General features: G+C 63.6%; 11 protein-coding genes. 6 read left to right on the forward strand and 5 right to left on the reverse strand.

The features are described from left to right. Nucleotides 1-27: 27 nt before the first annotated feature. Entirely contained in the window at nt 28-243 is a 216-nt protein-coding gene (locus AC5Y49_RS04080; RefSeq protein ID WP_499884473.1) for an MbtH family protein, read from the reverse strand. Nucleotides 244-600: 357 nt separating this feature from the next. Then, the gene (locus AC5Y49_RS04085; protein ID WP_499884654.1) at nt 601-2139 is read right to left on the reverse strand and encodes an MFS transporter; all 1539 of its coding nucleotides are present in this window, start codon (nt 2137-2139) and stop codon (nt 601-603) included. 376 nt (nt 2140-2515) lie between these two features. On the opposite strand from AC5Y49_RS04085, the gene AC5Y49_RS04090 reads away from it, so the two are divergent. Then, nucleotides 2516-3523: a hotdog fold thioesterase gene (locus AC5Y49_RS04090; RefSeq protein WP_499884474.1), complete on the forward strand. Its 1008-nt coding sequence runs from the start codon at nt 2516-2518 to the stop codon at nt 3521-3523. A gap of 100 nt (nt 3524-3623) precedes the next feature. Continuing rightward, entirely contained in the window at nt 3624-4817 is a 1194-nt protein-coding gene (locus tag AC5Y49_RS04095) for an amidohydrolase family protein (protein WP_499884475.1), read from the forward strand. Nucleotides 4818-4824: 7 nt separating this feature from the next. Here the strand turns inward: AC5Y49_RS04095 and AC5Y49_RS04100 are convergent, their stop codons facing one another. Beyond that, nucleotides 4825-6078, reverse strand: a complete 1254-nt coding sequence (locus AC5Y49_RS04100; protein WP_499884655.1) for an acyl-CoA dehydrogenase family protein — start codon at nt 6076-6078, stop codon at nt 4825-4827. Beyond that, complete coding sequence (locus AC5Y49_RS04105) at nt 6078-7229, reverse strand: acyl-CoA dehydrogenase family protein (RefSeq protein ID WP_499884476.1); 1152 nt, start codon at nt 7227-7229, stop codon at nt 6078-6080. Before AC5Y49_RS04105 ends, AC5Y49_RS04100 begins: the two co-directional genes overlap by 1 nt. A gap of 179 nt (nt 7230-7408) precedes the next feature. Here AC5Y49_RS04105 and AC5Y49_RS04110 point away from each other — a divergent pair, with 179 nt between their 5' ends. The 4 genes from AC5Y49_RS04110 to AC5Y49_RS04125 all read left to right on the forward strand — a co-directional run bounded on the left by AC5Y49_RS04110 (nt 7409) and on the right by AC5Y49_RS04125 (nt 11259). Then, a complete protein-coding gene (locus AC5Y49_RS04110) occupies nt 7409-8167 on the forward strand; it encodes an Rv1363c family protein (RefSeq protein ID WP_499884477.1) in 759 nt (252 codons plus the stop codon). Next, the gene (locus AC5Y49_RS04115) at nt 8164-8757 is read left to right on the forward strand and encodes an Rv1363c family protein (protein ID WP_499884478.1); all 594 of its coding nucleotides are present in this window, start codon (nt 8164-8166) and stop codon (nt 8755-8757) included. Before AC5Y49_RS04110 ends, AC5Y49_RS04115 begins: the two co-directional genes overlap by 4 nt. Before the next feature lie 133 nt (nt 8758-8890). Next, nucleotides 8891-10105, forward strand: a complete 1215-nt coding sequence (locus AC5Y49_RS04120; protein ID WP_499884479.1) for a cytochrome P450 — start codon at nt 8891-8893, stop codon at nt 10103-10105. After that, entirely contained in the window at nt 10102-11259 is a 1158-nt protein-coding gene (locus AC5Y49_RS04125; RefSeq protein ID WP_499884480.1) for a Zn-dependent alcohol dehydrogenase, read from the forward strand. Before AC5Y49_RS04120 ends, AC5Y49_RS04125 begins: the two co-directional genes overlap by 4 nt. Nucleotides 11260-11265: 6 nt before the next feature. Here the strand turns inward: AC5Y49_RS04125 and AC5Y49_RS04130 are convergent, their stop codons facing one another. Further along, nucleotides 11266-12486 carry a cytochrome P450 gene (locus AC5Y49_RS04130; RefSeq protein ID WP_499884656.1) on the reverse strand — a complete coding sequence of 407 codons (1221 nt, stop codon included), beginning with the start codon at nt 12484-12486 and terminating at the stop codon, nt 11266-11268. Between the last annotated feature and the right edge of the window lie 21 nt (nt 12487-12507).

Raw genomic sequence — 12507 nt, forward strand, 5'->3', positions numbered from 1 at the left:
CAACCCACGGTTGAATCTTGAGGGCCGTCAGCCCGATGCCAGCCTGTCGCGTAAACTCTTCGGTCGTATATCGGCCCAGTTCTGTTCGATGTACTCCAAACATGCCGCGCGGTCCGCTTCGCCGTAAACTACCTGCCAGCCAGCTGGAACGTCGGCGAAGGTCGGCCACAGGCTGTGTTGCTCCTCGTCGTTGACCAAGACGAAAAAGTTGCCATTGTCATCATCAAACGGATTGATACTCACCAGTTCCCCCAGGGCGTCTAATTGACATGCCGCCGCAGACTTTACGGGAGTCCAACAGCGGCCGTCCGAGGTTTCGAGAAAGTGAGGCTCGCAAAAGCGGTGGGCATCTGAAGTAGCTGACGGATGGTCTGGAGAACGAGCGCGCCCGCCACGACGTGATACGCATGGCCGAGCTTTGGCGGCGAAACTGACACCGCCGACCTGCGGCGTCGTGTGGTAAAGGTCGAAATCCAGGACAGCGGACGATCACAAGTCGGACGGCCGGTAACAGATGCGCGCGATAATTGCTGACGATTGCTGGATTACGCCGTACACGCGGCGATATGGCGATCCGACGCCCGGCGGACTGGCGGTTGTTTACAGTTCCCCGGCGTCGGCGGCCCTCTTGGCTTCCTGCGCGCGCGCCACCTGCTGCGCGGTGTAGCCGATGAGCAACGCCACCCCGGCGACCAGGATGACCAACCCGGCCAGCCACAGCAGACCGTACGTGTAGCCGCGGTCCAGCGCATGCAACTGCACGGGGTTCATGGCTTTCACCGGTCCGATGATGCCGCCCAGCTGCAGCGTGCGCGATGTGACAGCAACCTGGACGACGGCCAACACCACCGGCCCGCCGAGGGTCTGCAGGATCATTGCGATCGCTGACGCGGGCCCGATACGGTCTGAGCCGACGCTGGCGATCAACGACAATGTCAGCGGGAGGCCCATCGCGCCGATACCGAGACCGCCGACGACGATTGGGACAACCAGGTTCGGGAAGTACGGCATGCCGTGATTGAACGTCGAGCCGTACAGCATCGCAACCAGCACCAGGACGCTGCCGGCGAGCACCACCACCCGCGGCGAGAACCACATCACCAGGCGTGACGACGCCCCCACCCCGACGGCCATCGCGATGGTGAACGGGATGAAGCTGATGCCCGCCCGCAGCGGGCTGTAGCCCATGATGTCCTGCACGTACACGGCGACCAGTAGGACCAAGGTGAACATCAACCCGCCAGCAAGAAACATGGCCACCAACGTGGCCAGCCGGTTGCGGTCGAAGAACAAATCGAACGGCACGATGGGATTCTCGGCCCTACGCTCCACCAGGACGAACGCCACTGAAGCAGCCAAAGCTACCGCTGCCAAACCGATGGTCGGCGCCGAAAGCCAGCCCTTCTCCGGCCCGATCGAGAAGCCGAAAACCGCCGCAGTGCCGATCAAGGTGGCCAGCACGGCCCCGGCGGCGTCGAGCTTCATCCGTTCCTTCTGGGTTTCCCGCAGCGCGGTCTGGGCCAGCCAGAGCACCAGGACCCCGATCGGCACGTTTACCAAAAACACGAGCCGCCACGACACCTCGGTGAGCATTCCGCCCACAACCAGGCCGAACACTGAGCCGATGCCGGCCATTGCACCTAGCACCGCTACCGCGGTGTTGCGTGCGGGCCCTTTCGGGAACGTGGTCGCCACCAGCGCCAAGCTGGTCGGCCCGACGATCGCGCCTCCCACCCCCTGCAGCAGCCGACCCAGGACGAGAACGCCCTCGTTCCACGCAATACCGCACAGGCCCAGGGCTGTGGTGAACACCACCACCCCGATGACGAAGGCGCGTTTGCGCCCGATGGTGTCGCCCAGGCGGCCGCCCAGCAGCATCAGGCCGCCATAGGTCAGCAAGGCGGCGGTGATCACCCAACTCCGCCCGGCGTCGGAGAGCCCCAGCTCGGCCTGGATCTTAGGAAGCGCGATCACCGCGATGGTGTTATCCATGCCCACCATCAGCTGCATGCCGCCGATCGCGACAATCGCGGCGAGGAACCAGCGAGACGGCCGCCAAGCAGGCGCATCGTCACTCGTACGGGGCGCCGTGGTGGATTCGACAGTCGTTGGCGTCGCTTGTTCAGCGGATTCCGTCATCGACGGAGATAGCGCCTGTTGCGCATCATCACGAGCCCCCATAGCTGGCCACCGTACTGGAACCTCCTCGTACCGCGTGCGAAATCCAATCGGATCGCCGCCACTTTGCGGCAGACCGTACTTGCCGATTTCCGGTGAGGCCAACGACTTTCACTGTCGCACAGCCTTTCTCGGCAACAGACGGATGCCCGAGGAACTGGTCATATCCGCTGACCAGCTCACCAAGGGCCGCCACCGCGGCTAACTCTTGTTGCTAGAGCCCTCGTAAGCCGGCTCCGATACACAAACCCCGGCAGCTATGCGGCGGTCGAGCCACTACCTGCGGTAACCTCATTCTCGAAGTGCGATCAGGCGCGGCGGAAGAGGAGATGCGCCCATGCCCATCCTGGACGGCGAAGCCGACGTCACGCGCGGTGAACGCTTCATCAAGACTGCGGTGGAAATCCTCGGCGAGACCGGCCGCACCGATTTCACGGTGCAAGAAGTGGTGGCCCGTTCCAAGACGTCGCTACGGGCTTTCTATCAGCACTTTTCCAGCAAGGACGAGTTGCTGCTCGCCCTGTTCGACAAGACCATGGCGCAGACGGCACGGGCCTGGCGCGCGGAGACCACCGGACTCGACAGCAGCGCGGCGATGAAGTTGGTGATCGACCGAATCAGCGCACAACCCGAATCCAGCACCCAGGACAGCCTCAACCGGGCGTTGAGCCTCTACAACCAGCACTTGGCCGAAACCCGGCCGCGTGACTACGCCCGGGTGCTCTCGCCTTTGCATCAACTGATTCGCGACATCGTGCAGCGCGGCGTCACCGAAGGCGTGTTCGGTCCCAGGCTCGACGTCGGATCCGCGGCGGCGATCATCATGCAGACCGTATTGGGTGCGCAGCGATTGCATTGGCTGGGCGCCGAATTGACCGGCGCGCCGATCGACTCGGCGCAGTTGTACGACTTCTGCATCCATGCGCTCGGCGTCGACGACGAGCGCGAGGTGACCGCCCCGACGCTGGGCGAATTGTTCGCGCAAATCGGTCTCCGCGAAACCGACCACGACGACGAGTACACGATGGAGTTGCCGGTCAGCCCTCAAGTGGTCAACACTTCCGGCGCGGTTCAAGGCGGACTGCTCGCCACGCTGGCCGACGTGGCCGGCGGACAACTTGGCCTGCATTACCTGCCGACAGGCGCCGGCTTGACCACCGCTGATCTGTTCATCCGGTATTTGCGCCCGATCACCGCCGGTTCCGCGCGGGCGGTCGCCCGGGTCCTGCGGGCCGGCCGACGCGCCGTCGTCACCCAGGTGGACGTATACCGCAGCGACGACGACGAACTCGCCGCGACCGCGACGGTGAATTTCGCCATCGTCAACGCCCCGGAACGACACTGAACCGGCCGGCACTGACCGCCGTACGACTATTCCGCATCCGCCCATCGGGGTGGTAACGTCATTACCGCTTGCTCCGGAACCACCACGATCAGGAGTCGCCATGCCGTCCCGCGAACTGTCCTTCCCGGTATTCGACGCCGACAACCACATGTACGAGCCGCAGGAGGCGCTGACCAAGTTCCTGCCGGAGAACCGCAAGCGCGTCATCGACTACGTACAGGTTCGCGGTCGCACCAAAATCGTGGTCCGCGGCCACATCAGCGAGTACATTCCCAACCCGACCTTCGAGGTGGTGGCCCGGCCGGGCGCCCAAGAGGACTACTTCCGTCACGGCGCCCAAGGCAAGAGCTACCGCGAGATTCTGGGCGAGCCGATGAAGGCCATCCCCGCGTTTCGTGAACCGGGCGCGCGGCTGGAGGTCATGGACGAGCTCGGCATCGACTACGCCTTGATGTTCCCGACTCTGGCCAGCCTGGTCGAGGAGCGCATGAAGGACGACCCCGAGATGACCCACGACGTCATCCACGCGCTCAACGAGTGGATGTACGAGCAGTGGTCGTTCAACTACAAGGACCGCATCTTCGCCACTCCGGTGATCACCCTGCCGATCGTCGAGCGCGCGCTCGAAGAACTCGAATGGTGTCTGGAGCGGGGCGCCCGCACCGTGCTGGTCCGCCCGGCACCGGTGCCCGGCTACAAAGGCAGCCGGTCGTTCGGCCTCGAGGAGTTCGACCCGTTCTGGCAGGCCTGCATCAAAGCCGAGTTGCCCGTCTCCATGCACGCTTCGGACAGTGGGTACTCCGAATTCGCCAACGTGTGGGAGCCCGGCGACGAGTTTCTGCCGTTCAAGCCGACCGCCTTCCGCAGCTTCGCGATGGGCCATCGACCGATCCTGGACGCCATGGGTGCGCTGGTGTGCCACGGCGCATTGTCGCGCAACCCGGAACTGCGGATCCTGTCGATCGAAAACGGTGCCGACTGGGTACCAGACCTGTTCAAGGGACTCAAGGGCGTCTACAAGAAGATGCCGAATTCGTTCAGCGAGGACCCCATCGAGGCGTTCAAGCGCTGCGTCTACATCACTCCGTTCTGGGAAGACCGGTTCACCGAGATCGTCAACATGGTGGGTACCGACCGGGTGCTGTTCGGATCTGACTGGCCGCATCCCGAGGGCCTGAAGGATCCCATCTCCTTCGTCGATGAGCTCACCGACTTCGATGAAGAGGACGTCGCAAAGATCATGGGCGGCAACCTGATGAAGCTGATGAAGGTCGCTAAACCAGTCAGCGCCTAAGCCCGCGCTACTGAGACTTGCCGTGCCGCACTTGGTTGAACGGCACGCCGCGGTCGGCAGCGTACTCGCGGGGAAAGTCCAGCACCCGCTCGCCGATGACGTTGCGGGCCATCTCAGTGGTTCCACCGCCCATGCACACCGTCTGGCGGGCCAAATACCGCAACCCGGTTTCCAGTCCTTCGCCCTGTTCCCCCACCACCCCGGCCGAGGCCGCAATTGCCAACGCGGTATCCATGTCCAACGTCACGGTCTCGGCGTGGAAGAGCCGGATGAGGGTGCCGCCGGCCGGTGGCAGGGTGCCGTCCCGCACGCTGCGGTACACGTGGCCGGATAGCTGGTCACTGACCGCGCGGTGCACCAGCACGCGTCCGGCCATCTCGCGCACCCGTTCGTTGTCGGTCTGGCCCGTGTTGTCGACCAGCGCCACGTAGTCCACCGGCGTCGAACGGCCCCCTTCACTGCCTGTGCCGCTGGCGAATTCGGAGCTCTGGCCCACCGCGCGGCGCTCATGGTAGAGCTGACGCGACGCGACCGCCCAGCCGTTGTCCACCTCGCCGACGACGGCGTCGGGACCGACGTCGACGCTGTCGAGGAACTCTTCGCAGAATTCTGTCGAGCCGTTGAGTTGGGTGATGCGCCGCAACGTGATTCCAGGATGGGCGATCGGCACCAAGAACATGGTCAATCCATCGTGCTTGGGGACCGCCCAGTTGGTGCGAGCCAGGCACAGCCCGTAGTCGGCGGCAAACGCACTGGTGCTCCATGTCTTTGCACCGTTGATCACCCATCGGTCGCCGTCTCGGTCGGCCCGGGTGAGCACACCGGCCAGATCCGATCCGCCGCTGGGCTCGGACAGCAACTGCACCAGCACTTCGTCGCCGCGCAAAGCCGCAGCGATGTGCTGTCTTTTCTGCTCCGCACTACCGGTGTCGAGCAGCGTCGCACAGCAGATCGTGAACGTGGGTGTGTTGAGGATCAACGGCATCTCGTAGGCGAGGCTCTCCTCGTCGAACGCCTTCTGGTACTCGTAATCCAATCCCAACCCGCCGTACTCCGGCGGAAAGCAGATGCCGGCGAATCCGCCCTCGTACAACAACTTTTGCAGTTCACGGGCCCGTTGCCAGCAGCGTTCGTCATCACGGTGGGCGGCCGGCGGCGCCGCCGGATCAATGCGCGGCATGCTGTCGGCCAGCCAGGCCCGGGCCCGGGCGCGGAACTGCTCGACCGACTCGACGGCAGCTGTCGCCCCGGCCTGCGCCATCAAGCCGACCGGGGTGCTTGTTTTCCGGCTTCCTGCCATGCATACACCCGCAGGTTGTGTTCCTCCGGAGTCCCGAACATCGACCGGTACAACGCAACTCGCCGCAGATACAGATGCAGGTCGTGTTCCCAGGTGACGCCGATGCCGCCGTGCATCTGGACGCAGCCTTGCACGATCTCGCTGGCCATCTCCCCGACATAGGACTTGGCGATGCTGGCCGACAACCCGGCCTCCGGCGAGCAGGCGCCGATGGCGGTGACCGCTGCACCCGTCGTCGCCCGGCACGCCTCCAACCACATTTTCATATCGGCGAAGCGGTGTTTGAGCGCTTGATAGGACGCCAGCGGTCGCCCAAATGTGTGGCGGTCCAACGCCCATTGCACGGTGAAGTCGAACACCGTTTGCAAGATGCCGACCACTTCGGCGCACTGCAGCACTTGGGCAATCTGACTCTGCCGGTCGATCAACGCGGCGGTCTCGGCGGCGCTGCTGACAGCTGCGTTGTGTTGAATGTTCACACCGTCGAAATGCACACGGGCGTACTGCTTGACCAGATCGATCGACTGTTGCGGTTCGATCCGCACGCCCGCCGCATTCGCGGGCACCAGGAACTGGCGCACGCCATCGTCGCAACGCGCCACCACCAACAGCAGGTCACTCTGGGCCCCCGCCTCGACGCGGTCTTTGACACCGTCAATGCGGAAGCCGGCATCGGTCGACGTGGCGGTGACTGACGGTTGGTGCGGCGTCCAGCCCTGACCGGGTTCGCAGACGGCCCAGGATGCCACCGTCTCTCCGGAAATCAGCGATTCGATCGTGTCGGCATGGGTTTCGGGCGCGCCGCAGCCCGCCAGTCCGGCGAGCACGGTGCTGACCGGATACAACGGCCCGGGCGCCACGGTCTTTCCGAGTTGCTCGGCGACCATGGCCAGGTCCGCAACACCGTTGCCGGAAACGGTTCCTCCGCCGAACTCCTCGGGAACCAGCAGGCCCGTCCAACCTAGTTCGGCCGCGCGCCGCCACCACGCCCGATCGAAGGAGATGCCCGCCGCATGTAGCTCCCGCACCCGGCTGAGCGGAACCTCTTTTTGCAGAAATGCTTGGGTGGTGGAGGCAAAGAGTATCTTTTCGGGAGAGTCGACGGCAGTCATGATGTTGGCCAAGCCTCCTGGGCTTTTCTACGAACGCTGCGGATGAAGGTCGGCGCGTCCTGATCATCCGTACGATCGGTCCCAGTCGGGGTTCGCTGGTCCTCCGATGGTAGCAATGACCAATACAGTAAGAGATACCGGAGTTCAGTCGATAATGATCTTGACACGCTGGGGCCGCCATGGCTGACGAGCGCCCGGAAGCTGCCAAGGCGGACGCCGACGTCCTTGCGCTGGCCGAGCAAGCCGAAGCCGAAGCTGCTGAAGCCGAAGCGCTGGCCGCGGCAGCACGGGCGCGTGCGCGCGCGATCCGATTACGCCGCGAGGCAGCGGAAGCGGCCGAACGCGGCGATGACGCGGTGAGCACCGCTACTGAGATAACGACCACCACCGCCGCACCCGCCGAGTCGACCGAGCCGCCCGCATCAAGCGACCCGGTCCTGCGGCGCCGGCGGATACCGGGCATAGGTACGGCATTCACCGCTGCGGCGATCGTCGCCATCTGCGCTCTGCTTGGCGCCAGCGGGTACCTGATCTGGCACCACCACGGCGTCGTCGCGCAACAACAGCGATCGGCAGCGTTCGTCGCCGGGGCCAAGCAAGGCATCGTCAACATGCTGTCGCTGGACTACAAAAAAGCCAAGGACGACGTGCAGCGAGTGATCGATAGTTCCACCGGCGAGTTCTTGGACGATTTTCAGAAGCGGGCCGCCGATTTCACGTCGGTGGTTGAGAAGTCGAAGGTCGTTACCGAGGGAGCGGTGGTGGCCACGGCGGTCGAGTCGACGGATAAGGATTCCGCCGTAGTGCTGATGCTGGCCACTGAACGGGTCACCAATTCCGCTGGCGCCAAAGAAGAGCCGCGCACCTTCCGGTTGCGGGTGTCGGTCGCACGGGACGACGATCAGATCAAGCTATCGAAAGTTGAGTTCGTGCTGTGAACGCGGATGACACGACCGAGCGCGTCGACGTTGAGATCGACAAGGCGGTCAACGAATCCGTCGCGTCACCGCAACGCATACCGGCCGCCCGGCGAAATGCGGCGGTGCACATCACACTCACTCCGGCCGTCCTCGTGCTGCTCTTGTTGGTTTCGACCGGGCTGGCGGCTTGGTTGTATTTCAGCCAGTACCGGCCCGATAGGCAGACCGGCGATGCTTCCGCCACAGCGGCGGCCACCGCCGCGGGGGAAGGCATGGTTGCGTTACTGTCCTACAAGTCCAAAACCCTCGACCAAGACCTCACGGCGGCCAAATCTCACCTCACCGGGGATTTCCTGAACGACTACGAGGCGCGGGTCCGCGAAGTCGTCGTGCCGGCGGTCAAGGGAAAGGACGTGACGACCACCGCTCAGGTCATGGGCGCCGCGGTGTCCGAACTGCACCCGGACTCGGCGGTCGTGCTGGTCTTCATCGACCTGACCACCGTGAGCAAAGACCGGCCCGATCCGGCGATGTGGGCCAGCAGCGTGCTGGTGTCGTTGACCAAAGCCGACGGCAAGTGGCTGATCACGAAATTCGAGCCGGTATAGCCGGCTGACTAGTCTGCTCTCGGGTGGGCGAGGCATCACCGTTGGGCTTCCTTGCTATTTATATTATGATAGCGAGGTTCGCCCGGGACGCCTGGTCCGGGGCAGGCCCTACCGGTTGCCAGGAGGGATGCTGATGTCGATCAGCACCGACCCGCACGGCCAATCCGTCTCCCTTGATTTCACTGGGGAAACCAGCCCATATCCGTTTTTCGAACACATGCGGCGCACCGAGCCCGTCTGGCACGGCACGCTCACCGACCAGTCACAATTGCCGCCAGAGTTGGTACCCGACGATGAGTGGGTGCTGTTCGGTTACGACGACGTATTCCGGGCTTTCCGTGACGACCAGGTTTTCAGCTCGCACGCCTACGACCAGACCATCGGCCTGGTGATCGGACACACCATTTTGGCGATGGGCGGCAAAGAACATCACGACCATCGCAACCTGGTAGCCAAGGCTTTTCGCGCCACGGCGCTGGAGCGCTGGGAACCGTCGGTCATCGGACCGGTCTGTGATCAGTTGGTCGACGAGATCAAGAACGACGGCACAGCCGATCTGGTCAAAGCCCTGACATTCGAGTTCCCCACCCGGGTCGCCGCCACGCTGCTTGGGCTGCCGCGCGACGACCTTAACTTGTTCCGGCGATTGTCTTTCGACCTCATCTCGATTCCAGTCGACATCGAGGCGGGACTGAATGCATCGATCGAATTGCACGACTACTTCCTCGCGCAGGTCGAGCAGCGGCGCCGCAAGATCACCGACGACATCATCGGCGACCTCGTTGCCGCCGAGATCGACGGAGAGAAGCTGACCGACGAGGCGATCATCTCGTTTTTGCGGCTGCTGCTGCCGGCCGGATTGGAAACCACCTACCGCTCCTCGGGCAACCTGCTCTACCTGCTGCTGACCCATCCCGATCAATTGGCGATGGTCTACCAGGACCGGTCGCTGATCCCAGCCGCGTTCGAAGAAGGCCTGCGGCATGAGACACCGCTGACCACGGTTCCCCGGACTACCACTCAAGCCGTCGAAATGGGCGGGCGGACAATCCCTTCGGGCGCGCAGGTTGACCTGTGCATGGGTTCGGCCAACCGCGACCAAAGCCGCTGGAACGATCCCAACACGTTCGACATCCACCGACCGCGGCAAGCGAACCTGTCCTTCGCCGGTGGCATTCACATGTGCCTGGGAATGCATTTGGCCCGGCTGGAGACCCGGGTCATGCTCAACAGTCTCTTCGACCGGGCGGGAAACCTGACGCTGGAATCCGACGACGAGGCCAGGATTGTGGGGCTCACCTTCCGCTCCCCCAACAAGCTTCCGGTCACGTTCACCGCGACGTCATGAAGAGCCGGGCGGCGATCCTGCATGACGTCGGCGGGCCGTGGTCCGTCGAGGAATTCGAACTCGACGCGCCTCGCGCCGGCGAAGTCCTCGTCGAGATGGCCGCCGCCGGGCTGTGCCATTCCGACGACCACATCCTCAAAGGCGACATGTCCGCACCCAACGAGGTGCTTCGGTCATTAGGCCTGCCGACGATGTTCCCCACCATCGGCGGCCACGAAGGGTCCGGCAGAGTGGTCGAAGTCGGTGCAGGCGTCACCGAATTGGAACCGGGTGATCATGTGGTGACCTCGTTTGTCGCGGTTTGCGGTCAATGCCGTTGGTGTGCAACGGGGATGGAGTACCTCTGCGACACCGGGATCGGAACGTTGACTCCCGGTATGCCCACCGACGGAACGTTTCGTCACCACACACTCGACGGTAAGCCATTGGGCCACATTTCCAAGATCGGCGCTTTTGCCGAACACACCGTGGTGGCGGCTAATTCGCTGGTCAAGATCGAGCCGCAGATAGCACTGGCTCCTGCTGCGCTGTTGGCCTGCGCTATCCCGACCGGATACGGATCGGTCGCCAACCGCGGCGGGATCCGAGGCGGCGATACCGTCGTCGTCATCGGTGTCGGGGGCATCGGCACCGGCGCGGTCCAGGGTGCCCGTATCAACGGCGCCGCGCACATCATCGCCGTCGACCCGGTGGATTTCAAACAAAAATCGGCGCTGCAGTTCGGCGCCACCCACAGCGCGGCTTCCGCCACCGAGGCACTGGATCTGGTGCGGGCGCTGACCTATGGAGTGATGGCCGACGCGGTGGTGGTTTCGCCGTCGCTGATCACACCCGACGATGTTCGCGATGCACTACAACTCACGCGCAAGGGCGGCACCTGCGTGCTTACCGGCATGACCTCGCAACTGACCCGCTCCGTCAAATTCGACCTGCAGGACTTCATCCTGATGAACAAAACGTTGGCAGGCACGGTTTTCGGGTCGTGCAACCCAAAGGCCGATGTTTTCCGGCTGGCCCGGCTCTATCAGACCGGGCAGCTCCAGCTTGACGAGATGATCACCAGGCGCTACCGGCTCGACGACATCAACGATGCGTACACGGACCTGCTCAACGGTGAAATTATCCGGGGTGTCATTGATTTCGCGAACGGCTGAGCCGCGCTACCGAAAGGAGTAGCGCACCGGCAAGTGCTTGAGGCCACCGACGAACGTGGTGGCGACGAACTGCGGTTCACCGGCCAGCTCAATAGTTTTCAGGCGCGGCAACAGTTCGGTGAAGAAGCTGTTGACTTCCATGCGGGCCAAGGCCGCGCCTAAACAGAAGTGCACACCGTACCCGAAGGACAAGTGTTTGTTGGGATCCCGGCTGACGTCGAAGCGAAACGGGGCGTCGAAGACATCCTCGTCGCGGTTGGCCGACACATACGACAGCAGCACCGACTCCCCCTCGGCGATCGGCACTCCGTGCACCGTGGTGTCTTCGGCGGCGGTGCGCATGAATGCCTTGACGGGGGTGACCCAGCGGATCATCTCCTCGACGGCCAGCGGCATCAATCCGGGATCATCGCGCAGGCGTTGTGACTGATCGGGATTTTCGATCAGAGCGTGCAGGCCACCGGAAATCGTTGCGCTGGTGGTGTCGTGGCCGGCCGCGGCGACGATGACGTAGTACGACATGGTGTCGATGTCCGATAGCGGTTCGCCGTTGATGGTTGCGTTGGCGATTGCGGACGCCAGGTCCTCGGTCGGGTGTTCTCGCCGTGCCGCGGTCACCGCACTGAAGTATTGGAACATGTCGAGCAGGACCGCGGTTTGGTCTTCGGTACTGGTGCCGCGCTTGAATTCGGCGTCGTCACTGCCGAACAACTCCTGAGTCAGTTTGAGCATCCGCGGAAAGTCCGCTTCGGGAATGCCCAGCAACGACATGATGACATAGAGCGGGAAGTTGACCGCGACCTCTTGGACGACGTCGCACTCGGGCCCCGCGGCCGCCATCTTGTCCACGTAAATCTTGGCCAATTCGTCGACGCGGACCTTCAAGGCGCGCATCGCCTTGGGGCGGAACCAATCCGCGCCGATCGCCCGTACCTCCCGGTGTTGCGGATCGTCCATGTGGATCAGCGTGCGTACCCCGGTGGCCGCCGCCAGGTCGTCGCCTTCGGCGGTAGTCAGGACCGGACGCGGCCAGTTGGTGAACACCTCGTTTTCCCGCTCGATATCCATGATGTCGACGTGCTTGGTGATTGCCCAGAACGGGCGATAGTTCGGCACGTCGACCCGCGACACCGGAGCGTTGGCCCGAAGATGGGCCAGCGCCGCATGCAATTTCGGCTCGTCGGTATAGGCCAACGGATCGGCCAGCAGCTTGGCGGCATCGTCCATCGTCGGTGTGGTCATGACGGC

The sequence above is a fragment of the Mycobacterium sp. NGS62 genome, from assembly GCF_059812285.1.

Coding starts and splice junctions, on each gene's coding strand:
- AC5Y49_RS04120 (WP_499884479.1), top strand. CDS start 8,891: ATGTCGATCAGCACCGACCCGCACGGCCAATCCGTCTCCCTTGATTTC.
- AC5Y49_RS04105 (WP_499884476.1), bottom strand. CDS start 7,229: ATGACTGCCGTCGACTCTCCCGAAAAGATACTCTTTGCCTCCACCACC.
- AC5Y49_RS04110 (WP_499884477.1), top strand. CDS start 7,409: ATGGCTGACGAGCGCCCGGAAGCTGCCAAGGCGGACGCCGACGTCCTT.
- AC5Y49_RS04095 (WP_499884475.1), top strand. CDS start 3,624: ATGCCGTCCCGCGAACTGTCCTTCCCGGTATTCGACGCCGACAACCAC.
- AC5Y49_RS04085 (WP_499884654.1), bottom strand. CDS start 2,139: ATGACGGAATCCGCTGAACAAGCGACGCCAACGACTGTCGAATCCACC.
- AC5Y49_RS04125 (WP_499884480.1), top strand. CDS start 10,102: ATGAAGAGCCGGGCGGCGATCCTGCATGACGTCGGCGGGCCGTGGTCC.
- AC5Y49_RS04130 (WP_499884656.1), bottom strand. CDS start 12,486: ATGGACGATGCCGCCAAGCTGCTGGCCGATCCGTTGGCCTATACCGAC.
- AC5Y49_RS04090 (WP_499884474.1), top strand. CDS start 2,516: ATGCCCATCCTGGACGGCGAAGCCGACGTCACGCGCGGTGAACGCTTC.
- AC5Y49_RS04100 (WP_499884655.1), bottom strand. CDS start 6,078: ATGGCGCAGGCCGGGGCGACAGCTGCCGTCGAGTCGGTCGAGCAGTTC.